At 61.7% G+C, this 19,940-nt stretch carries 26 protein-coding genes; 5 read left to right on the plus strand and 21 right to left on the minus strand.

From position 1 onward, the window contains the following. Window positions 1–275: 275 nt before the first annotated feature. On the minus strand, window positions 276–920 hold the full coding sequence (locus CHB90_RS14710; protein WP_085880647.1) for a LuxR C-terminal-related transcriptional regulator: 645 nt from the start codon (window positions 918–920) through the stop codon (window positions 276–278). Here CHB90_RS14710 and CHB90_RS14715 point away from each other — a divergent pair. Continuing rightward, window positions 908–3,037 (plus strand): sensor histidine kinase, encoded by a 2,130-nt coding sequence (locus CHB90_RS14715; protein WP_089278635.1) that lies wholly within the window; start codon window positions 908–910, stop codon window positions 3,035–3,037. The genes CHB90_RS14710 and CHB90_RS14715 overlap by 13 nt on opposite strands. A 90-nt stretch (window positions 3,038–3,127) precedes the next feature. Here CHB90_RS14715 and CHB90_RS14720 read toward each other — a convergent pair whose 3' ends face one another. The 4 genes from CHB90_RS14720 to CHB90_RS14735 form a co-directional block, all read right to left on the minus strand. Further along, window positions 3,128–3,454, minus strand: coding sequence for a hypothetical protein (locus CHB90_RS14720; RefSeq protein WP_141135888.1), 327 nt, complete (start codon window positions 3,452–3,454; stop codon window positions 3,128–3,130). A 343-nt stretch (window positions 3,455–3,797) separates the two neighbouring features. Then, the gene (locus tag CHB90_RS14725) at window positions 3,798–4,262 is read right to left on the minus strand and encodes a hypothetical protein (RefSeq protein WP_085880650.1); all 465 of its coding nucleotides are present in this window, start codon (window positions 4,260–4,262) and stop codon (window positions 3,798–3,800) included. A 106-nt stretch (window positions 4,263–4,368) separates the two neighbouring features. Then, window positions 4,369–4,866, minus strand: a complete 498-nt coding sequence (locus CHB90_RS14730) for a hypothetical protein (RefSeq protein WP_085880651.1) — start codon at window positions 4,864–4,866, stop codon at window positions 4,369–4,371. Between the two features lie 280 nt (window positions 4,867–5,146). Beyond that, complete coding sequence (locus CHB90_RS14735) at window positions 5,147–5,347, minus strand: hypothetical protein (RefSeq protein WP_212591605.1); 201 nt, start codon at window positions 5,345–5,347, stop codon at window positions 5,147–5,149. A 900-nt stretch (window positions 5,348–6,247) separates the two neighbouring features. On the opposite strand from CHB90_RS14735, the gene CHB90_RS14740 reads away from it, so the two are divergent. The 4 genes from CHB90_RS14740 to CHB90_RS14755 all read left to right on the plus strand — a co-directional run bounded on the left by CHB90_RS14740 (window position 6,248) and on the right by CHB90_RS14755 (window position 8,190). After that, a complete protein-coding gene (locus tag CHB90_RS14740; RefSeq protein ID WP_089278637.1) occupies window positions 6,248–6,502 on the plus strand; it encodes a type II toxin-antitoxin system Phd/YefM family antitoxin in 255 nt (84 codons plus the stop codon). Next, window positions 6,502–6,930, plus strand: coding sequence for a type II toxin-antitoxin system VapC family toxin (locus CHB90_RS14745; protein ID WP_089278638.1), 429 nt, complete (start codon window positions 6,502–6,504; stop codon window positions 6,928–6,930). Before CHB90_RS14740 ends, CHB90_RS14745 begins: the two co-directional genes overlap by 1 nt. Window positions 6,931–7,001: 71 nt before the next feature. After that, window positions 7,002–7,355 carry a helix-turn-helix transcriptional regulator gene (locus CHB90_RS14750; RefSeq protein ID WP_089278639.1) on the plus strand — a complete coding sequence of 118 codons (354 nt, stop codon included), beginning with the start codon at window positions 7,002–7,004 and terminating at the stop codon, window positions 7,353–7,355. A gap of 52 nt (window positions 7,356–7,407) precedes the next feature. Beyond that, on the plus strand, window positions 7,408–8,190 hold the full coding sequence (locus CHB90_RS14755) for a YdcF family protein (protein ID WP_089278640.1): 783 nt from the start codon (window positions 7,408–7,410) through the stop codon (window positions 8,188–8,190). Window positions 8,191–8,193: 3 nt separating this feature from the next. Here the strand turns inward: CHB90_RS14755 and CHB90_RS14760 are convergent, their stop codons facing one another. The 16 genes from CHB90_RS14760 to CHB90_RS14830 all read right to left on the minus strand — a co-directional run bounded on the left by CHB90_RS14760 (window position 8,194) and on the right by CHB90_RS14830 (window position 19,808). Continuing rightward, window positions 8,194–8,499, minus strand: a complete 306-nt coding sequence (locus CHB90_RS14760; protein WP_089278641.1) for a sugar phosphate nucleotidyltransferase — start codon at window positions 8,497–8,499, stop codon at window positions 8,194–8,196. Further along, a complete protein-coding gene (locus CHB90_RS27005) occupies window positions 8,394–9,404 on the minus strand; it encodes a phage tail tape measure protein (RefSeq protein WP_089278642.1) in 1,011 nt (336 codons plus the stop codon). Before CHB90_RS27005 ends, CHB90_RS14760 begins: the two co-directional genes overlap by 106 nt. A 149-nt stretch (window positions 9,405–9,553) precedes the next feature. After that, entirely contained in the window at window positions 9,554–9,874 is a 321-nt protein-coding gene (locus CHB90_RS14770) for a phage tail assembly protein (protein WP_089278643.1), read from the minus strand. Window positions 9,875–9,882: 8 nt separating this feature from the next. Next, window positions 9,883–10,419 carry a phage major tail tube protein gene (locus CHB90_RS14775; protein WP_089278644.1) on the minus strand — a complete coding sequence of 179 codons (537 nt, stop codon included), beginning with the start codon at window positions 10,417–10,419 and terminating at the stop codon, window positions 9,883–9,885. Window positions 10,420–10,430: 11 nt separating this feature from the next. Continuing rightward, the gene (locus CHB90_RS14780) at window positions 10,431–11,678 is read right to left on the minus strand and encodes a phage tail sheath family protein (protein WP_089278645.1); all 1,248 of its coding nucleotides are present in this window, start codon (window positions 11,676–11,678) and stop codon (window positions 10,431–10,433) included. A gap of 93 nt (window positions 11,679–11,771) precedes the next feature. Continuing rightward, window positions 11,772–11,996, minus strand: a complete 225-nt coding sequence (locus CHB90_RS14785; protein ID WP_089278646.1) for a hypothetical protein — start codon at window positions 11,994–11,996, stop codon at window positions 11,772–11,774. A 14-nt stretch (window positions 11,997–12,010) separates the two neighbouring features. Further along, entirely contained in the window at window positions 12,011–12,817 is an 807-nt protein-coding gene (locus CHB90_RS14790) for a phage tail fiber repeat family protein (RefSeq protein WP_089278647.1), read from the minus strand. A 4-nt stretch (window positions 12,818–12,821) separates the two neighbouring features. Further along, complete coding sequence (locus CHB90_RS26575; RefSeq protein ID WP_170941075.1) at window positions 12,822–12,992, minus strand: hypothetical protein; 171 nt, start codon at window positions 12,990–12,992, stop codon at window positions 12,822–12,824. A 53-nt stretch (window positions 12,993–13,045) separates the two neighbouring features. Continuing rightward, window positions 13,046–15,352 (minus strand): hypothetical protein, encoded by a 2,307-nt coding sequence (locus CHB90_RS14795; protein ID WP_089278648.1) that lies wholly within the window; start codon window positions 15,350–15,352, stop codon window positions 13,046–13,048. A gap of 3 nt (window positions 15,353–15,355) precedes the next feature. Beyond that, the gene (locus tag CHB90_RS14800; RefSeq protein WP_089278649.1) at window positions 15,356–16,615 is read right to left on the minus strand and encodes a phage tail protein I; all 1,260 of its coding nucleotides are present in this window, start codon (window positions 16,613–16,615) and stop codon (window positions 15,356–15,358) included. 11 nt (window positions 16,616–16,626) lie between these two features. Continuing rightward, window positions 16,627–17,514 (minus strand): baseplate assembly protein, encoded by an 888-nt coding sequence (locus CHB90_RS14805; RefSeq protein WP_089278650.1) that lies wholly within the window; start codon window positions 17,512–17,514, stop codon window positions 16,627–16,629. Further along, on the minus strand, window positions 17,511–17,936 hold the full coding sequence (locus CHB90_RS14810) for a GPW/gp25 family protein (RefSeq protein WP_089278651.1): 426 nt from the start codon (window positions 17,934–17,936) through the stop codon (window positions 17,511–17,513). Before CHB90_RS14810 ends, CHB90_RS14805 begins: the two co-directional genes overlap by 4 nt. Before the next feature lie 3 nt (window positions 17,937–17,939). After that, window positions 17,940–18,218, minus strand: a complete 279-nt coding sequence (locus tag CHB90_RS14815) for a hypothetical protein (RefSeq protein WP_089278652.1) — start codon at window positions 18,216–18,218, stop codon at window positions 17,940–17,942. 17 nt (window positions 18,219–18,235) lie between these two features. Then, window positions 18,236–18,823 (minus strand): phage baseplate assembly protein V, encoded by a 588-nt coding sequence (locus tag CHB90_RS14820; protein ID WP_212591606.1) that lies wholly within the window; start codon window positions 18,821–18,823, stop codon window positions 18,236–18,238. Between the two features lie 2 nt (window positions 18,824–18,825). After that, entirely contained in the window at window positions 18,826–19,620 is a 795-nt protein-coding gene (locus CHB90_RS14825; protein ID WP_089278653.1) for a hypothetical protein, read from the minus strand. Beyond that, window positions 19,617–19,808: a hypothetical protein gene (locus tag CHB90_RS14830; protein WP_141135890.1), complete on the minus strand. Its 192-nt coding sequence runs from the start codon at window positions 19,806–19,808 to the stop codon at window positions 19,617–19,619. Before CHB90_RS14830 ends, CHB90_RS14825 begins: the two co-directional genes overlap by 4 nt. Window positions 19,809–19,940 lie beyond the last annotated feature (132 nt).

The raw sequence follows: 19,940 nt of genomic DNA on the forward strand, positions 1-19,940 counted from the left end.
ATGGAGCCGTTTCCTGCAATCTGGACGGGGCAAAAGGACCTGTTCGACTGACGTGAACGGCCCTCAGCCGACGCTCACCCTGCTTGGCTTGCTGACCCACACTGAAAGCTAAGTTTAGCGAAAGTTTGAAAGGAGCTTGAAACCGCTTCCAGTCTTCGACCGCCACTTGATTGACGACATTACTATCTCTGGTTTAATCCCAAATCCAAAGCTGTCGAGAATTTCGAGATGGGTTGCCGTTTCGGTCACCGCTACGGCGCCCTTGGCTTGAGTGCCTAAAGCTGCGCTGATTGATCCAGAAGGCCTTCTCGGAGGGCAAACGCCAAAAGCTCCGCGACGGAATGGACGCCGAGCTTGGCCATCAGCCGAGTCCTGTGATTGTCCACGGTTTTCGCGCTGATCGAAAGGCGTTCTGCGATCGCGGCGTTTGAGCAGCCCTGAGCGATAAGGTGCAGAACTTGGCGCTCGCGGGCAGTCAGCACTTGGATTTCGGCTTCGCCTTCGAGGATGCCCGCCACGTCCCGGGCGATGAAGCGCCCGCCGCGCAGGATTGCCTCCAACCCGCGATGCATCACGTCCGGGTCACAGGATTTCAAGAACAGCCCGTCCACCCCGGCGTCGATCCATTCCGACAGGGTTCGCGCGGAGGTAAAACCCGTGACCACGGCAATCCGGGTGTCGGGCGACCATCGGCGCACCTCGCCATAGACCTCCATCCCGCGCGACCGCGGCATGCCCGCGTCCAGCGTCATAAGGTCGGGCCGGATCTGACGCCCCAGCGCGATCGCCTCGAACCCGTCCGCCGCCTCTCCCGCGATCTCAGCGCCATCGATGCGGGAAATAATATCTTTGAGACCCGACCGAACCAAGGCATGGTCGTCGGCGATTACGATTTTCCAGGGACCCGATGCAGGAACCAAATCCGAACTCCAAGGCGAAACGCACGGCGCGCGTGCTGGTACTGGCGACAATCGCCATCATGGCTGCGATCCTGACGTGGCACAATACGTTGCGGCCGCAAGCCAGCGAGCCGGTGCCCAGCGGTGACTTGGTGGAGCTTGTACCGGGTGAAGCCGTCGGCGACCTTTACCGCCGCATGGTGCGCGTTCCCGATATCAACACGCCCTGCCCGGGCCCCTTGGGCGTTGCGCTGCTGGAGACCGAGATTCTGCCCCCCGACGGTTGGGCCTGCCTCAGGTTGGTCAACCGCTCAGAGGATCCCGGCGTCTGGCGCATCGACATGAACGGCATCAGCACCGGTTACGTTGTTTTCCACATCGTGCGCAAAACGAGCGAACAGCAGGTCCTGACCCATCTGCCGGAGACCGCCATTTCCGATCGTGAGACCGGAACAAGAAGGCTCGCGTCCGCGCCGTTTGCCGTGGCCGGTGGCGAAATGATCGAGATCTGGGCAACCTTTCCCAATCCCGGCAATTTTCAAGTGACGACGCCAACGTTGCGGCCCGAGCTGGATTTCGACGCCGAGATGGTGGCGGACGCACACACTTACGGCGGTCTTATGGGCGCGTCCGGGTTGCTGGCGGCGTTCTTCATTGCGTTCGCGGCTCTGCTGCAATCCAGACCGGCGCGGGTGTATGCCCTGTATTTCGGCTTACTGCTCCTGTTGATCGCCGTGCAGACAGGCTATCTCGCGAGCGTGCTGTCATTGCCGCTGGGACTAGCGACCGGCCCGTGGACACTGCTCATTGGCATCATCATCGCGCTCGTTCATCTTCGGTTCGTCGCGGCGTTCGTTTTCGAAGCCTTGCCGGGCCATTATTTCGCACTGGTGGGCCGGCGGTTGCACCGCATCGCGCTTGTGCTTCTGGGCCTCAGCATCCTGATCATGCTCGCCGTGGCCGGGGTTGCCATTCTGACGCTGCTTGATGTGCTGACGTCGGTCGATCCGAATGTAGCGACACAGATTTTGTCAATTACCGTTCAGCTTTCCTCGTCCGCGGTTAGCGGCGGGTTCGCGCTGCTTGGCGCGCTCCATGCGATCTGGGCGGGGCGCGTGCTGATTGGCGAACGCGCTCCGGGTGCGGGCCTGTTTGCTCTGGGCGCCGTGATGCTTCTGGGCGCGTCCATCATGGTGGCGCTCGGTCCTGTCCTCTCACCCGTCATTGATATTCAGATCGCCTTCTCCGTCATGCTCTTTGCGGATGCGCTGGTGTTTGCCGCCGCCATAGTGTTGCAGACGTTCGGTCTGCGGAGCCAGCGCGACAACGCAATGGAGGCGGAGTTGGCCGCCTCGCAGGAGCAGCTCCGACTGTCCGAGACGCTGCTGGCGGCGCATCAGGACCTCGACCAGGCCCGACGCCTCGCGGAGACCCATCGCACCCGCCTTGCCCATACGAGCCACGACCTGCGACAGCCCCTTATGTCGCTACAGCTGGCCCTAACGGAAGCCGACACAGCGCCGTCGGCCCTGCGCGAGCGCCTTTCAAGTGGTCTCGACTATCTGCGCGAGGTGCTGAGCGAGAGCATGACCGACGGCCGACCGGACACCGCAGTCAGTGGGACCGGCACCGACGGGTCCGCCGAGCCAGTGCCCTTGTCCCTGCTCATGACGAACGCCGTGCGGATGTTCGGCGATGAAGCGCGGGCGAAAGGCCTGACCCTCCGCGCCGTTGACAGCGAACTGTCCGTTCGTGCCGATCCCGTAGCGTTGATCCGGATGCTGTCGAACCTGGTCTCGAATGCAGTGAAATATACCGACAAGGGCGCGGTGCTGATCGGGCCGCGGCGGAAGAATGGTTCGATTGCAATCGAAGTGCGAGATAGCGGGCCGGGAATGAGCGCCGAGGAAGTCGTGGCGATCCGCGAAAGCTACACACGCGGCGCACAGGCCCATGCCGCCGACGGGGAGGGGATCGGGCTGGCCAGCGTAGAGGCGCTGACGCGCGAGAACGGGCTGTCCCTCACAATTCGCAGCGCTCCGGGGCGAGGCACCTGCATGGCGATCGAGGGGCTTGCAGCGGTCGACGAGCAGGAGGAGCAGGACGCGGGCGCAGCGGTCCAAGCGCTCAGCACCTAGCGTTACGCGAGGTATCGGCTCAAAACGACTGCGGCGCGGAAGATCCGCGTCGCAGCGATAGTCTGAAATGTCTGGCGTGCCCGCCTCAGGTCAGCAGCGGTGCAGCCAGATCGTCCGGCTGCCGTCCTGCCAGGAGGCGTCCCCGTTCGAGAAGAACGAATAGATCGCGCCGGTTTCGCCGACATAGCGATGGGTGTTGCGGACGCGGTCGTAGTAAAGCGAATTGCCCGGGCGACCGGCGGGATGTGCCCGGAAGCCCTCGCTCATATCACCGACGAAGACGTTGATGCCGTCGTTCTCGTAAAAGCAATATGTCTGCGCCTGCTGTGCCTGGGCGGGATCGGAGGTCACGGCAAGGCCTGCACAGGCGAGACAAGCGGCGACAGCGATGTTGCGGATCATGTTAAGGGTGGTCATCTTGGTTTCTCCATTGATTGAATGTTGCGATGACACTTTTCTAAAGATCGCTCGCTGAGCAGGGTATAAGGTCAACACCCTAATCGATCGGGCTTTCCTGAGGGAGCCACCCCCGCCGTCGCCGCAATTCGAAGCCCATCCCGGCACCATCGCGCTTTGACGGGCCAGCCTTCGTGCCCTGCGCGTCGGGATGGGTCGTAAGCGGGGCGGGGCCACCATCTGATAGCCAAAGTGCACTCCAGAAAAACGGAGCACCGCATTCCGGTGTCGGATCAGGGTGCGCAATAACGCAACGATCCCACGGCAGTGCCGCGGGACCGGAACACAGGACGTTGGTGCGATATCAGGGCTGCTGCGCGATGATCTCGCCCGTTGTCCGGTTTACGGTGATGTCCAGGGGGCGGCGGACGAAGTCTCCTCCGCTCCCATTACCCGGCTGTTGCACGTCGATCCGTAGGATCACCTCCGAGGGCGACGAAAGATGCAGGTCGAGCGTGTCGAAATATAGGCCGGAGAAGCCGAAGTTCGGACCGAGCCCGACGATTCCGCAGGCCTCATGGCCAGACTCCCCTCCGATCTCCACGAGCCGGACCGTCACCATCACAAGCGCCCATCCGAGGGCCGGCTCCCCGATGTCCAAGCCGATGACCCGCACCCCCACATCGTCGAACGCGCTTTGGAACGCGGGGCCCATGGTATTCTGGGCGCTGGCGATCCGACCCTCGCAGGGCAGGACCACGGCGTCGTTGGCCGCAGCGGCGCACGGCAGCGCCAGAGCGGTTAGGATCGTGGCGAGAAAGCGTTTCATGGCAAATCCGTTTCGGTTGATGTGTTCGGTCCGGTCCCGCGATTTGACGGGGCGGATCCTGATGGGACAGGCGGGCCGCCGAAAGACAGGCGCGACCAGTATGATGTCAGTCGCAGTCCCTTGTTGCGAAACACCGGAGGGTGGCGGCGCTTTGCAAAGGCGTGCTGAGCGGGCGGATCGACCCACCGCAAAGGCCGCCATACCCGATCAGACCGTCTTCGCCCTCCCACAAGATGAACGTGCGCAGTTGGAAGCGCCTGGGTGCGTGACCGCAGTATCCACTCTCGCAGGTCACATCCACGGTCACATCGACAAGGGCAGGCGTGGTTAAGCCGCCGTCGCCGGTCCGAACCCCCAGAAGGCGGTAGGTGACCGCGTAGGTTTGCATGTAGGGACTTGGCGGCGCCTGGTCGGTAACGCGCGCCTCCCCCCAATTGACAATCGACACCGGTATTCCGGAGATGACCACCGGCTCAAACCCCGCCTCGAAGAGATCTCCGATCATCGCGGGTGCACCGTACATGCCGCAAATGGTGGCAAGAGCGGGCATCGGCGATAGAGCGAGTAGAAGGATCACTGCCTGTGCGGCTTTACGTAGCCCCATGGATTGGCTCCTGGTTTCGGCTCCGGGATGACCCGGGAGGGTTGCGATCGACTGCGACACGCGCAGGGCATTTCGAAGCAACGTCGCGGGCGGCATCGAGTTTAGCCCTTCGTACGACGGCACGATGTAAGATTACGGGGCCGGGCTCCGCCAAACGATGAGGCTGCTCCCTCATACTGGCGGCTCATTCACCAACTCGGTCCGTAGGCCTGCGCAACCGGAGTCAACAGCGGGAAATCTAGGACGCGGTACTCTTTGTTTCGGGCTCAATCCCGATTTACTACGCGGCGCGGCATCGCACCCGTAAAGGGCCGGTCTCCATGCCGACCCTCTCGAGGTCAGTGGTCCAGGTCGACAACCACTGGGTGATCGCATCCGGACTTGTCGTGACCTTGGACTCAGCCACGATTGCTCCATCATGGTCTACCACGCAAATTGCCGTCTCATCCTGCGACACGTCGAGCGCTGCAAATATTGCCATCGTAACCTCCGAGTTTGATGCCTCGGCACCGCACCGAAGCAATAATCCCATCCTGAACCAAAAGTCGCAGAAGGGTGGATATGGCGATTACACTAAGTGGTGTAATTCCGACGGTAGCGCGGGCTGAGCGGAGCCACGCGTAGCTCAGGCGAAGCCCGCGCGGGTTGCTGAGCGGCCATGGACGTTCTCCGGTAGGGATTGGGTTGCACATGGGAACCTCCTGTCTGACGGTGGGAAAGACCCCAATCGTCAGCCCAGAAAGGCTAGCCACAAAGAAGAACAACGAAATGCACCCTAACGCTGCGACTGGACGCCAATGCCGCGGAGCGGCTTAGTCCTCCCGCCCCTCGTGTCGAATGCTGCGTCGCAGAAATTCGATAAAGCCGCGTCATGGCCGTTGTTGAGATGTGTTCCGATTTCAGTTCCATTTGACCGAACGAGACTGGCATCGAAGTCAGTTTGGACAATCAAAAAAATTGTTCCAAAACAAAACTTTACAACCTGAACACCAAAAAGACGTAGTCATCAGCTTCAGAGAACATTGGCCAAGAGAGAACAATTAAACGCCATTCCCAGCATTGGCGGTGCTTAGCCCCTCCCGCATAACCCTCGAAAACAACGGAAAAATCCGGCCGCAGCCGGATCAAGAGAACACTTTCGCGAGGGCAAGTGGCGGAGGGAACGGAACTGGCGGCCAACCCTCTCTACCCATTAAGTAATTGTAATCGTTGATTCTTATTAAGTTCGAACCTCATCCGAGGTCGAACAACCCTCGCAGCGAACCAATCCACAAACGCTGTCACAACAACAAAAAAACCTTGTGCGTAGCGTGTACTGCCGATCTTGTTGCAGCGCTATGCAAATTGTAGTAATGAGGCTACATGTGTTTTGGAGGATGCGATGGGCGTACATACAGTCTCGAGCCGAGAGCTCAATCAGAATATCGGCCGAGCCAAGCGCGCAGCCGAAGAAGGACCCGTAGTTATTACCGACCGCGGGCGGCCGTCTTATGTTTTGCTCAGCTGGTCAGATTATCGTCGCATGAGCGGTGGCCCTCGCAACCTGGCAAAGGTTTTGGCAGCACCGGATCTGGCGGACATTCCGTTTGCGCCCGAAAAATCGGGGTTGAAGGCCCGCGAGGTTGACTTCAGCTGATGTATCTTCTCGACACGAACGTGATCTCCGAACTCAGAAAGGTCGGGGACGGCAAGGCTGACGCTGCCGTTTTGGCATGGGTCAGCGGGATTGATGCGGGTGAAATGTTCATCTCGGCTTTGACCTTGATGGAGTTGGAAATCGGCATTCTGCGTATGGAACGGCGAGATGCGACGCAGGGTGAGCGGCTCCGTGCATGGTTCGAAACCCAGGTCTGCCCCGAATTTAAAGATCGGACGCTTAGCATCGATGGTGCCATCGCCAGGCGCTGTGCCCAGTTGCATGTTCCCAACCCTAAATCCGAGCGGGACGCGTTGATTGCCGCGACGGCGTTGGAGCATGGCCTGACTGTCGTCACACGCAATATGGCGGATTTTGCAGCAACGGGGGTTTCCTTGATCAACCCGTGGCAGGATGTCACCGCATAAGCTTGGATCGCCAAGGCTGGCATTTTCCTCGGTCTTGAGGTCGCGCGGCAGTGTTTCAAAGAGTGAGCGAAATGAATGAAATGGTGAGTATCCCCAAAGACGAATACATCCGCCTAAGGGCGATCGAGGAGGATATGGCCGACTTGAATAGTGTGGCCAAAGTCTTGGCCCGCATCAAAGCGGGAACCGAGGAGTTGATCCCGTCCGCTGTCGTCGATCGGATACTGGACGGTGATGCGCCCCTTATGGTTTGGCGCGAGCACCGCGGGTTGTCTCAAGCTGAATTGGCGCGCCAGTCGGACGTTAACCGCATCCAGATCATCGACATCGAAGCAGGTCGCAAAACTGGGTCCGCCGCCACCCTCAAGAAACTGGCCACTGCGCTGCAAGTCGACATGGATGACCTGTTTGATGCCCAAGGCTAATGAGTTGAGCAAAGGCACCACTTCACTACTGCAAGGTAAGACCTAAAGCTCGATGGACACCCTTTTCTTCATCTTTTCCAAGCTGGTTGGCCTATGCTTTCAAATCGAAACTTGGCTTGCTGTCACCCTGGCAATTGCTGCTTTTGCCGGTTTACTGGGCCGCAAACGTCTTTCAGCTTCACTCTCAGCCGCAGCTTTTGTCGCCGTGACCTTTATCAGTATTTTTCCGGTTGGCGAAGTTCTCCTCGCTCCGCTTGAGGCGGAGTATGTGGCCCAAAACATTCCAGAGCACATCGATGGGATCATAGTTCTCGGTGGCGTGGAATCCCCACGAAAAACGCTCCGATGGAACCAGCCGCAACTGAATGATGCATCCGAGCGCTTGATAGCGACAGCGAGCTTGGCCATTGCTCATACCGAAGCCAGGATTGTCTATGCTGGCGGAAGCGGCAGATTGCTGGATACTGTTTCTGGGCGCGCACCTCTTCCACCAATCGCGATTGAAGTCTTCAGTTCGCTCGGGATCTATCCTGAGCGCATCATTTGGGAAGATCAGTCTCGGAATACAGCGGAAAATGCTCAGCTTTCATTCGACTTGGTCCAGCCGGCGCCAGGTGAAACTTGGATCCTGGTCACAAGCGCTTTTCACATGGGCAGAGCAATGGCGAGCTTCGAGGCCGCAGGCTGGCTTAACGTCGTTCCCTATCCCGTGGATTATAGAACAGGCAGTTTTACGGGCGGGATGGGTTGGGATTTCTCGTCCAACCTGGAAGACCTGAACACTGCCATCAAGGAATGGGTCGGCCGACTGGCCTATCAGTTGACGGGGCGCTGACGCTCAGACCAACCCGTCCCGTTGCGCCACGTGCATGATGGCCTGCAGGAACCCTTTGACAGACCCACAGTCAAAACGCTGGCCGTTGAGCGTCACGGCTTCAACTTGGCCAGCGGCGGCCTGCGTGTTGATGGCATCAGCCAGCTGGATCTCCCCACCCGCGCCGGGCGCTTGTCCACGTAGGATCTCGAAGATGTCGGGCGTCAGGACATAGCGACCGATAGATGCCAAGTTTGATGGTGCCTGCTCAAACGCGGGCTTTTCCACGAGGCCAGCGACGCTGCCAGCGGCTGCGCCAGGCTGTACCACACCGTATTTCGAGATATCGGGGCCAGTGACCTCCATGACCGAAAGCTGCGTCCGACCGGAGGCCTCATATCTTCCGCGTCAAGTCCAAGCGCCTGTAGGGCCCGGCTCTGGCCTGCCGTGGCGGCTTCGCCCTTTGTGAGCGCGGCCCCCATGTTGCGGAATGAGGTCGCAGCGACCTCGCTCTGCGCACCAGCCGCCAGCATCGCCGAAGCGAAGGCAGCTGTCTGCTCAGCCGTGAAGCCAAACATGGTCGCCTGCGCGCCCACACGCTGGACCACGTCCAGAATATCCGCCGCACTTGAGGCCTGGCTGTTGGACAGATGGTTCATCGCATCCGCCAGCGACACCGTCTCGTCGATGGTGAGCCCGAGCGCCGTCATCAGGTTGGCCATCGAGCCACCCGCCTGCCCGGCGCTGATATCAAACGCCACCCCGATCCGGGCTGCGGCATCCGTGAAGCGGATCAGGTCCTGCCCGGCAATCCCGGCCTGACCCGCCGCCGCGGCAATCTCCGCAAGGCCCGTCACCGCGATGGGAATGTCGCGCGACAGCGCAAAAAGATCCTGCTGGAACTGCGCAAAGGCCTCAGGGCTTGGAAAGTCCACCACCTTGGCCACATCGGCCATGGCGCTTTCAAAATCCGAGGCCGCCTGGATCGGCGCGCCGATCGCACCGCGCAGGGCATAAAAGCTGGCCACCGCATCCACCAGCCCACCACGCGCGTCAGCAAGCGCACGGTTGTTGCGCGTGATGGCCGCGTTCAGGCGATCCCCGAAGGTGATGGGCTGGCCATTGCTCTCGCGGACCGTGTTCGAGATGCCCGCCAGCGCATTGGCCGCCCGACGCGCCGGGCTGGTCACCCGGTCCAGCAGTTCGATGACCAGTTGGGATGTGAGCTGTGTCATCTGATCACCTCATCTTCGCCGCCCGCGCGAGACAGCCTCCACGGCGTCGCGTCACCTCATTTTCGCCGCCCGCGCGAGACGACGGGCCTCGGCGTGCCAGAGCACCACCTCGGACCAGTCCATCTCGTCAAAAGCCGTGAGCGGCGTGTTCAGCCAGTGGGCGACCTCGGCAACGACCGATCGCCAGGAGGCGAAGCCGTGCCCTTGGGGAAAAAATCCGCAATCACCTCCGACAGCGCGGTGAAATCATCGGTGTCCAAGTCCTCGATCATCTCGACCGGATAGCCCGTCAGCGCCGAGGCCATGACAATGCCCTGGTCCAGGCGATCAGTGATGCCGTCGAGCGCGGCATTCATCCGCTTGAGGTCTTTGACCTTGGGCTTGGCGATGCGGATCTCGGTGATTTCGCGGCCCTCAAAGGTCACCGGCACGGACAGGGAAACGGTTTTTTGTTTTGCTGCGTCAGTCATGGGTCACCTCAAAAGCCATTGGGAAGGCGCAAGATCGCGCGCTCATCTGCGTTTTGAGATGTGCCGTTGACGCGCCAATCGGTGGTGAAGAAGTCCCAGTAGTATTTCTCGGCCCCCTCGAAATAGAGTTCGTAATGCAGGATTTCGTTGATGGCGTAGTCAAAGCCCTGCAACTCACCACGCTGGAACGCCTCCGGATTGGCCGTGCCCAGACGCCCCTCCAGCACCGCCTTGGCCTCGATGGCCACGCCGTTGCGCTTATCGCGCACCGAACCGTAAGCGGTGAACTTCTTGCGCGCCGTGGCCCCAAGACCAAACTGCGTCAGCAGGTCCGGATCCCAGCCCGCCAGCTTGAAGCTGGCCTCGAGCTTCTGGATGCCGAGCGCGACCTCGATCTGCACGCGCGAGCCGCCGGGATGATGGTCCTGAAACATCTCCTGCAGGTTGGGCAGCTGCAACTCGGTCAGCGTCAGGTGCTTGGAGGCCGTGGGGTTCTCATCGCCGCAAAACAGGTTTGCGGCCTCCATGATGTAGATGTTGCTCATGGTATTTCCCTTTATCCAGTAACGGTGCCGACCTGCGCCAGCAGATCATCGAGCAGCGCATCAAGCGCCGGGCGGTAACGCGCAGACTGAATGCCGAGATAGCGCAGCACTGGCGCCTCCTCAGCGGCAAAGCTGACCGTGAAGCGGCCCTGGCGAAGTTCCTCGGGCGTGTTCTGATCGCGGGTGAACTTCATCTCGAAGCCAAGGATATCGCCATCGGCCTTGAGATTGCGCAGGCCGGTTTCCATCGTGTTCAGGATCGCCTGGATGGTTTGGCCCGTGATGTTGAAGCGCCCGAGATAGAACCGCAGGGTGCGCAGCAGCATCAGGTGGATGAAGTCACGCCCGCGGGTCACGTTGTAAAACCGCCAGAGATCATCCTCGCCCGCGTTATCTGTGCCCACGAAGATGAACCCACCCTGGCCGATGGCACTTTCCACGCCCATTTCACCGCGCAGGAGCACGCCGACATTGGCCGACAGCAAGCGCTGCGCTTCGGTCGCGCCATCGGTGAGCGAGAAGTTGATGGGACGTGAGGGGCCAACAATACCCTGCACCGGCTGGTTGGCCCAGCTGTGGAACGGGCGGCCCTGTTTTTCGTGGTCGCGGCGCACGCCGATGCCGATCACCGCAGGCGACAGCGGCTGAACGACACTCACCCCACCGTCAAACACCTTCACTGCAGGGTCGACTGGGATCAGGCGTTGCGAGGCAATCGTCTCACGCCAGTCGATGGCGTCCTGCTCGGTGGTGGCGGGGCCATCGACGACCGCATGCGCCAGAAGCTTTTCGCAGATCGCGGGCAGTGCCGCACAGACCGGGTTGGCCTCACCGACACCGCGCTGGCTGGTATAGCCCGGGGCACAGATGAGGCGCGGGATGATGCCCAGTTCGGGACCTGCGGCGATGAACGCCTGCAGGCCGGTAGCGACACCGTGGCCGACGATATTGGAAATGGTCGCGTCCGTATCAGCGCCCTCCTCAACGCGCACGACCACGACCTTGGCGGCCACCTGGAACTCGCTAAGCTGCGCGTTGATCAGCGTGAGCGCATCACGCAGCGTGCCCGTTACGCCAAGCGCTGCCAGCTTGGTCGCGTCGTCCGAATAGAGAAAGACCGGCGTGTCAGCTGGGAACACCGATGCATCGGCATCGGGCGCCGTGCCGATCAGGCCCACAACGGACATATCGCTCCAGACGGGCGGGCGCGGCTCAGTATCAATCCGCGTGATGGAAATCCCGAAGGTCGGGTCGGACATGAGAAGGTCTCCTTGAATAGCCAAAACCCCCACGCGGCCCTCAGGCGCGCATGAAGGTATATTGGATGCTTGGGATCGGCGGCTGGCCGAGGTTCAGAACGACAGCGTCGGTGTCGTGATATCGAGGTCAGTTTTCGTGTCGGACTGGATCTGGACCTCAAGGATCAGCACCGGGCCAGCAGATGCTGTGGGTTCCCCGAAGACCCGGATCGCGCGGACAAAGCCACCGGCACCGTCATCGACAACCTCACCCACCTGCACATCGCGCACATCGGTGATTCCCAGCTTGGTGCTAATCTGTGTCAGGTCGGATCGCATTTGCACCTCCTCCGTCAATACGTCCCGCCATCGACCAGATCGATCCGGCCTTGCAGCGCCGTCAGCGTTGATTGCAGGTTGGAGACCTGCGCAATCGTATGACCATGGCTGCTGGCCGCTTTGCTCGCGAGCTGCGCCGTGAGGTTCGGAATATCCCCGATCCCAAGCGCCACTTCCCCGGCTTGGCCATTCACGGACGACACCGGCCCATTGGCCAGCACGCTTTCGGCAATATCCGCCGCGGCGGCCGCATCCTGTGCCGCCTGCTGGGCCAGGGCCAGAGCGCTCGAAACTGCAGCGGCCGTCTCGATCACGGAAGCTGCAAGGCCCGCGCTGGCAGAAATCACCCAATCGCCGTGCACGGCCGCCCCAATATCACCGTTGACGGCCACCACTTCGCCCGCCAGTCCGCCATTGGCGCGGGTGTAGCTATCGACCCGAAACACCGCCCAATCATTCAGGCTATCGTCAACATCGCGCGTCAGCACGACATAGGGCGTAGGCGCAAAGAGCGCCCGCGCAGGCGTGTCGTCGATCTCGAAGGTGGTCTGCAGGCCCACCGACACAGTAAGCGGCGTCGAGGATGTCGCCACCAGAAAGCCGTTTTCCGCTGCAGCTTGAGCCGCCGCCAGAGCCGGTCCAAGAACCTCGTTGACCCGCAACAGCCCCAGCGTCACCAGATTGTCACTTGCCGCATTCAGCCGTGCCAGCTGGCCATCGAGATCGCCAAGGCTCTCGGCAATCAACCGATACCGCCGGTTGAAGAAGTCCCGATCAAGACTTTGCCTGTCATTGACCCGAAGGTCCTCGAACCTCAGCATGACGTCACCCCTTGTTCATCGGCTCTGCCGTGGCGATCGCCTCTGGGTGATCTGCCTTCAGCCCATCGTAGATTGCGGTCGTGACAACATAGCGCGCGCCCGGGCGGAACCGCGCCCCGGCAAATTCAAGGGGACGGTTGACCGTCACCCGGTAGTGGGTCGGTTTGGATGCCATGAGGCTGCCTCCAGAATTGGATGATACGTTGGTGACGTCATTGCGTGGCGGGATCAGGACTGCGCGTATTCGATCAGCTCTCCGACCAAAAACGGCACCGCAGCACTCACCGTCGAGCCCACGATCTTGACGGCATAGGTGCTGACCGAGGTCACGTTGAAGATCGAGGTCCGCCGCACCGAACCATCTGGCAGAACCATGTCCTCAACCACATCGGCCGCCTCCACGCCGTCCAGCGTGGCCCCGGTCAACAGTGTGACCGTGCAATCGTGGGTCACGTCATTAAAGTGCTGCAGGTCCGTGACCACCTTGACGCTGGTTGTGGGCGAGCCGAGCGTGCGCGCCTCCGACACCCAGGTAAAAGCCGTCTTGGGCCGCGTCACCACCGCTTGCGAGCCCGCAAGCCCAAAGCCGGGCATCAGGTCCGTGGTTCCGGTCAGGGTCATGCGCACCGGCAGCAGCGCTGGCAGGCCCGACAGGTTCGGGCCATTGCCCTCACCGTCCAGCGCGACCCAGGCCCCATTGACCTGAACCTCGATATCAATCCGGCACGCAGGCGGTGTCACGCCCGGATGCAGCACGTCAAGATCGAGGATACCGCCTGCGAGCTGGAACGCGGTCAGCTCGACAGAAACACGCGGGCGTTCAAACTTCGCAAAATAAAGACGCAACTTCAGGTCGTCGACAAGGTTGCCCGCAAAGAAAGCCCCGTCGGTTGAGACAAAGAAGGTGCCCTGAACCACCCCGTTGTCGGTATTGGTCATGGCGACATAGTGATCGCCAGTGGTAATCAGAACAATCGCGTAGCGCCGACCCGCCGTCAGGAAGGTCGGCGTGATCGCCAGCCGCGTCTCAACCAGCGAGGGCAGCCCCGCTTGGGTGGAAACCGCGCCCACCTGAATGTCCGTGGCCGGCAACGTTGTGCGCGAGATCACCCGCGACAGGTCTGGCATGCCAAAGGCGGTCTCGGTCACCAGAACCGTCACATCCCCAGCAGCGGCCTTGCGCGAGACGTAGAGCCCGATCTGGCTGAGCCAGCCGTCCTGGCTGTTAAGGAACGTCTGCGCGACCTGCTGGCCGTTGATCGTTTCGGTCGTTGTGACACGGTCCCAGTATTGCTCCTCATAGGTATCGATCCAGAATTGGCGCACCCGGATCCAATGCACATTGCCATTGGCCACCCGCGCGCCGTTGGGCATCTGGTCGGGCACGCCGTTGGTGACTTCCCAGGTCTCGCCTTCAGCGCGAAAGATGTTATTGGCCAAATCATACGTACCCTGCCGCCACCAGCGGGCATTGGTGCACACAATCTTGCTTTCGCCATAGCGGCGCCGGGTCCGGGCCCGGCTCAGTCGACGGATTTGCGTCGCTTCAAAGGTATATTGGGCAAGCCGTGTTTCGGACGCGTAACCGGTCAAATCAAGCCGGAGCGCATGAGTGTAGTTGGGCAGGACAAAGCCGTCATTTTTGCTGACATAGACGTTATTGGGGTTCAAAAGCGCCAGCTGAGACGTCTGCGCGCCTGCACGCGGAAACCGGATGCCCTCCTCGACCACCGCATCAAACTCCGGATGATCGATCTGCGAGCCCTCGGCGGTCAGAAAGTGGTTTGTGCCATAAAAAATATAGGCCCCCGGTGCGTAAAGCTCCTGGCGCACCTCTTCGAGCTGCTCGGTCAATTCGACGATTTCGGCCTTGGTCGCATACCCCGCCATCCGGTCGGCCAAGGCTGAGAGGTCGGTGCGCAGCGTGTCCACCTGACCGCTGATCTGCCCGCGCCAGCTTTCGAGTGCGATTGTACGCTGCGAGATGTTGCGCAGGTTTGGCAGCTGCGTCGCCTGCCACTGCTCGATCGCCACGATCCCGGTGGTATCGAGCAAGACATAGGCGATGACGGTGACATTGGCATCGGTCGCAGGATAGCCGGGATCGGGGCCTTCGGTGCCAGCCACGGTGGAAATCTCCGCGCGGCGCAGGCTTTCCATCGCGACTGATTGCGGCTCGGTGGTCCCGGTCTGTGCGTCGATCAGAAAGTCGCGCGGCTGGATATCGGTCTCGACCTCCTGGCCGAAGGTGACGATGGCCACACGCTTGCGCGTGACCAGGGGCAGCACATTGAACATATCCACGATGATGTCCTCGCCGCGCGCATAGACCGCACCACCCGCGTAGAGACGCCCCGAGGACAAGGTGATCTCGGTGGCCGCAGTCTTGGTGGCCGAAAAGCCGGAATAGGCCTTGCCGCTTTCAACCGCGTCCTTGACGATGTGATCCATGGCCGCGCGCATGAAGTCTTGCGTGTTGTTGAGATCGGCGGATTGGAGCTCCTGCCGGTCGCGGTAGATGACGGTGCTTTGCATGGCTCAGACCTCTGTAAATGTGCCGATTGTGATCTCGCCGACCACGCGGCGGTCGCCCGCGCGGGGCAATCGATATGTCTTGGTGTTGATCAGGATTTTATCCCGAAGGGATTTGGCGACCATCACGGCCTCACGTGCATCCGCGATGGGTGCTTTGCTGGCCGCAACGATGTATCCGTTCACAAAGGCCCCTGCCGTGCGGGGATATCGCCGTCCCTTGATCCGCGTCAGGACCTCGGCATGGTAGGGCGGCATGCCCAGCCGTGTGGTGCCCAGATGGGTGGAGCGCTTGCGCGCATCCAGGCTTCGCTCCGGGTCATGGATATGCCAGCGCTCAAAGAGATGCTGCCAGGACAATGTCTGCGGCAGGCAGGCGCCGAGAATGCGCTGGCCGTCTGCCCCGGGAAACACCGAGGCCGATTGTGCCGGGTGGGTCTCGGCGATCATTTGCGGGCGCACATCGATCAGATCGCCTTTTGGCCATACGGTTGTGTATTGCTCGCGGCCCAGCCGGTAGCTGTAGGTCGTGGCCCGCGGGATTCGGACAATGCGTTGGCGCACCCCCATATCATCGATGAGGAACGCGCGGGCTTTGGGCGCGGCATCAAGATGGATGGCTGCCGTGGGTTTTGGCGCAAGGACCACCTCGTCATAGGCAATCGCGTTGAAATCCCCAACGCGTTCTGGCGTTACCGAGCGGAGCGTCAGAGTCGTCTCGCGGCCGTGATCATGCAGCTTTGCAGTGCGCACATAGCGCGTGCCCTGCACTGAGACCGGATTGTTTGGCCCGGCAAAGGCCGTGCCCGGGCCGTCTGGGGCTGACAGATACCGGGTGTTCCGGCCGGAGACGCCGCGCTTGATGAAGGGATAGACCCGGAGTTGCGCGAAACGGTCGAGATAGGCGGCGCGTTCCTCATCCCTGAGCGCCTGTGTCATGAACGTCTTGGCAGGCGGCACGATGAACCGCCGCGCCTCGGCCCCCATGACGGCCAGAGCTTCCGCGAAGGCGGTCTGTGTGCCCTTGATCGCGTGAAACGGCAGTGATCGCGCGGTGCGCGCGCGTTTTGTCTCCTCCGGCCAGTCCTTGTCCCACAGATCGACCGAGAGGCCCCAGGCGAGCCAGGGCAAATGGCTGCTCGGGATCTGATGCGGTTGCACCAGCGGACGCAACCCGATGGGCAAATCGGCAATGCGCGCGCCGGTGAGATCGACAGCCTCCTCGAAGGCTGTGCGGTTGTCCGGCAGCAGGGTCTCGCGGCTCATGGGCAGGGATCCTATTCATCGCGCAGGGCCGCGATCGTCACGGTGATCGCCTCCACCGCGTAAACCTCGGTCGGCCCGAGGACGATATCAGCGGCGGGCGTAACAAGATCCACCGAATGCACGCCTTCGACATGCAACTTCGAGAAGATTGCCGAGCGGCGCAGGTTCATGCCAAGCATCCGATTGGTTTCCACCCAGTCAGATAAGGCTGACAGGGCGCGGTCGCGCACGACATTGCCATCAGGACCCGGATACAGCGTCAGCTTTGCCTCCACTGAGATCCGGTGGACCCGTGGCCCCAAGACCTCGACCATGTCGGTCAGCGGGCGCACGTCATTGTCGATCAGCGACAAGCGGATGGTTTCGCGTTCCGTAAGGCTGGGCACCGGATCAGGTCCCGCCCGCAGGATCGTGACGCGCACCCGACCGGGCGTCGTCATGATGGCCGTGGCATCGCGTGCCCAAGGGGCCGCGGTGAGCGCATGATAGACATACGCCCCTTCAGGTCCGGCCACGGAGAACGCCTCCGGGGCCAGCTGCACGCGACGGCGCAGGCGATCATCGTCCTCAAGCACCAGCACGCCGGTGTCGTCCTCGACCTGCATCCGCTGCGTGCCAAACAACGCCGCGAGGTGGTCGAGGTTCGAGCCATAGGCCGAAGCCAGTAAAACCGAACGGGCCGCATCATTGATCCGCGCGCGCAGCAGCATCTCGCGATAGGCAAAGGCCTCGATCAGCTTGCGCGCGGGCTCACTTTCGAGATCAATGACGCCTGCGATGGCCGGAAACCGAGCGACCAGATCATCGCACATTTCAGTGACGATCGCCTCGTAGTCCAGCGTCTCGATCACGTCGGGCGGCGTCAGACCGGAGAGGTTGATGGCGGTGAAACGGCTCATGGTTGGGCCTCGCGTTCCTCGATCAGCACCCCATCCGGGTTGGCATAGGCATTGATGCGGCGCGCGCCTTCAACCGTGAAGTCGCCATAGGTGGCCCGTGGCCGGTACTCGCCCTCGAGGAAGAATTGCAGCCGTCCGTCGCGTGTCACCTCAACGATCTGAATGCGGGTCACGCGGTAGCGCGGCTCGAATTGCTCGATCGCAGAGGTCACCGCGGCAAACCACGGCGTCACCTCATTGGGCGTGATGGTGCGCCCCAGCAGGTTCGGGACAAACGATCCGTACCATTCGCGCATGATCCGAGCCCCAAACCGCGTGGTGAAGATGTCCTGCAGGCTCTGGGCCACGTGTGGCCAGCCCTCAATCACACCGCCGGTGGCGGCGTTGAGACCGACGGACGGGTTTATGCTGCGCGTGGCCACCGGTTAGCCCGCATCATCAGCAGTGGCATGATCCGCACCAAGATCAGGTTCGATGCGCGATGGTTTCTTGGGCTTGCTTACCTTGGCCGCGGGCGTTTCTGCCAGCGCTTCATCTGTCTCTGGTTCGGCCGTCACCTGCGGCACATCGAGCCGACGCAGCGTGCCGAGGCGCAGCTCATGCTCCGCCTGCTTGGCAGTCAAGGTCAGGACTGTCCCGACCCCGGTGTTGTTCTGCCCGGCGACGAAGCGCCCGGCCTTCTCGGTGATAGCGTAACGCGGCATTAATCTTTCCCTTCTGTTCAGTTGGCGGGAACGCCTGTTGTAGATGGGCCCGAAATCACCCCGCCGTGTATGTGTGTGGCGCCGATGTTCTTCCCGTTGTGCGTAACCGTGCCGCCGGTGATCTCCACGCCAGCGCGAGAGACGCTGAAGGTCACGTCGCCAACCGTGATCTGCGCCTGTGCGCTGGTGAACTCAAAGGTCAGCCCGCCGACTTCGCTGCGAACAAGATCGTCTGCCAGCGTCATGATCACGTTCCCGTAGGTCATGACGTTCTGATCTGCCGCTTCCGACGGGCTCGGGTTGCTGGCGTGGTGGGTGAGTGGCACCGCCACGGCCTGCTGGAAGTCGCCGGTGGGCGACATGGCCGTCAGCTGCTGGCCGACGGTCGGCGGCGTGTGAACCTTTAAGGCTCCAGAAAACTGCGCGTAGGGCACCCACGGGGAAAGGAACTGCCCGTCCCGGCCATGTGCCAGGCCAAAATTCAGCCGGACCCGTTGCCGGGCAGGATCGACCTCGGCAACGGTGCCGTGGCGCATCATACCGGCAAGACGGCGTTCCAGATCGGTGACCCGCGCGACAAGCTCGACGATTTCGCGGATTGCCATGGCTATGATCCTTGCGGCTCAAAGACGACTGTCTGGTCAAAATCCAGAAACGTGATGTCCACGAGCGGTTGCGGATCCGCATCGAGGTCCTCGACCGGCCCGATGCCGATCTGGTTTGCCACTTCCAGCGGGACACCAAGGGTTTCCGCAGCCAAGCGCCAATCGGCAAGTGGTGTGCCATCCATCTCCGCGCGCAGTAGGCTTGCGATATTTGCCAGTATGGGATCGGCCTCCATAAGAGCCAGCGCATCCCCCCACGCGCTGTTCGACGTCACAGCCCCGCCAGAAACCGGCGTTTCCACCAGATCGCAGGTCAGCACCAGCTGCCGCGCAGCAAAGCGCACGCCGTTTTCGGCCGATGCGCCGCGCCGGGAGAGGCTGCGCGTGATCCGGGGGACCAGTTTCATCCAGGCGCGCGACCAGGCGGTGTCATCGCGGGTCAGGGCGCGGACCACCTGATGCTCCATGATGTCGAGCGTTAGCTCCATCCCTTCGTCCGTGTGCGGAATGGCAATGGTGATTTGACCGCCGTCCCCATCAGACGCGGGCACTTCGACCCGGGATGCAATGGCGATCTCGATTACCAGCTCGCAGCGATGGTTGCCGCTGCCGAGATCGCGCCCCGTCACCTCAAGCTCGTGCTCGTCGGTGGTGAGCACGATCAGCGGCTGGCGCTGTTCAGCGATGGTCTGGTCAATCGGGTCGACCGCGCTGTCGAAAACCCGCGGCCCGGCCAGGGTCCGGTCGAGCAGCGCACGGGCGGCCGCGAGGCGCATGGCAAGGCGGGTCAGGCTCATGACGGCAGGTCCTCCCAAACGAGAATAAGGTTCAGGTCGCCCATATCCGTGTGCTGGACTGAGGAGACCGCATAGGTCGGGCTGCCAGCCCGGCTGGTGAGTCTGATTGTATCGCCCTTGGCCGGAAGAGCGGTCAGCGCATCGACCTCGGCCTTGGCGATCCAGAACTCGGCGCTGGCCGATGCCACACGCGTCGTCCCCGAGAATTCGGAGCCCCGGGCGATCCCCTTCAGCCCGTCATCTGCAGGGCCAGCGGAAAACACCCCATGGATGAGATGCTGCGGCCGCTCCGGGTCGACTGCACGCTCGGTGTATTGGGC

Origin of the sequence: Antarctobacter heliothermus, from assembly GCF_900188425.1 — a bacterium.
GTDB lineage: Bacteria > Pseudomonadota > Alphaproteobacteria > Rhodobacterales > Rhodobacteraceae > Antarctobacter > Antarctobacter heliothermus.

Coding starts and splice junctions, on each gene's coding strand:
- CHB90_RS14715 (WP_089278635.1), top strand. CDS start 908: ATGCAGGAACCAAATCCGAACTCCAAGGCGAAACGCACGGCGCGCGTG.
- CHB90_RS14720 (WP_141135888.1), bottom strand. CDS start 3,454: ATGACCACCCTTAACATGATCCGCAACATCGCTGTCGCCGCTTGTCTC.
- CHB90_RS14725 (WP_085880650.1), bottom strand. CDS start 4,262: ATGAAACGCTTTCTCGCCACGATCCTAACCGCTCTGGCGCTGCCGTGC.
- CHB90_RS14730 (WP_085880651.1), bottom strand. CDS start 4,866: ATGGGGCTACGTAAAGCCGCACAGGCAGTGATCCTTCTACTCGCTCTA.
- CHB90_RS14735 (WP_212591605.1), bottom strand. CDS start 5,347: ATGGCAATATTTGCAGCGCTCGACGTGTCGCAGGATGAGACGGCAATT.
- CHB90_RS14740 (WP_089278637.1), top strand. CDS start 6,248: ATGGGCGTACATACAGTCTCGAGCCGAGAGCTCAATCAGAATATCGGC.
- CHB90_RS14745 (WP_089278638.1), top strand. CDS start 6,502: ATGTATCTTCTCGACACGAACGTGATCTCCGAACTCAGAAAGGTCGGG.
- CHB90_RS14750 (WP_089278639.1), top strand. CDS start 7,002: ATGAATGAAATGGTGAGTATCCCCAAAGACGAATACATCCGCCTAAGG.
- CHB90_RS14755 (WP_089278640.1), top strand. CDS start 7,408: ATGGACACCCTTTTCTTCATCTTTTCCAAGCTGGTTGGCCTATGCTTT.
- CHB90_RS27005 (WP_089278642.1), bottom strand. CDS start 9,404: ATGACACAGCTCACATCCCAACTGGTCATCGAACTGCTGGACCGGGTG.
- CHB90_RS14770 (WP_089278643.1), bottom strand. CDS start 9,874: ATGACTGACGCAGCAAAACAAAAAACCGTTTCCCTGTCCGTGCCGGTG.
- CHB90_RS14775 (WP_089278644.1), bottom strand. CDS start 10,419: ATGAGCAACATCTACATCATGGAGGCCGCAAACCTGTTTTGCGGCGAT.
- CHB90_RS14780 (WP_089278645.1), bottom strand. CDS start 11,678: ATGTCCGACCCGACCTTCGGGATTTCCATCACGCGGATTGATACTGAG.
- CHB90_RS14785 (WP_089278646.1), bottom strand. CDS start 11,996: ATGCGATCCGACCTGACACAGATTAGCACCAAGCTGGGAATCACCGAT.
- CHB90_RS14790 (WP_089278647.1), bottom strand. CDS start 12,817: ATGCTGAGGTTCGAGGACCTTCGGGTCAATGACAGGCAAAGTCTTGAT.
- CHB90_RS26575 (WP_170941075.1), bottom strand. CDS start 12,992: ATGGCATCCAAACCGACCCACTACCGGGTGACGGTCAACCGTCCCCTT.
- CHB90_RS14795 (WP_089278648.1), bottom strand. CDS start 15,352: ATGCAAAGCACCGTCATCTACCGCGACCGGCAGGAGCTCCAATCCGCC.
- CHB90_RS14800 (WP_089278649.1), bottom strand. CDS start 16,615: ATGAGCCGCGAGACCCTGCTGCCGGACAACCGCACAGCCTTCGAGGAG.
- CHB90_RS14805 (WP_089278650.1), bottom strand. CDS start 17,514: ATGAGCCGTTTCACCGCCATCAACCTCTCCGGTCTGACGCCGCCCGAC.
- CHB90_RS14815 (WP_089278652.1), bottom strand. CDS start 18,218: ATGCCGCGTTACGCTATCACCGAGAAGGCCGGGCGCTTCGTCGCCGGG.
- CHB90_RS14820 (WP_212591606.1), bottom strand. CDS start 18,823: ATGGCAATCCGCGAAATCGTCGAGCTTGTCGCGCGGGTCACCGATCTG.
- CHB90_RS14825 (WP_089278653.1), bottom strand. CDS start 19,620: ATGAGCCTGACCCGCCTTGCCATGCGCCTCGCGGCCGCCCGTGCGCTG.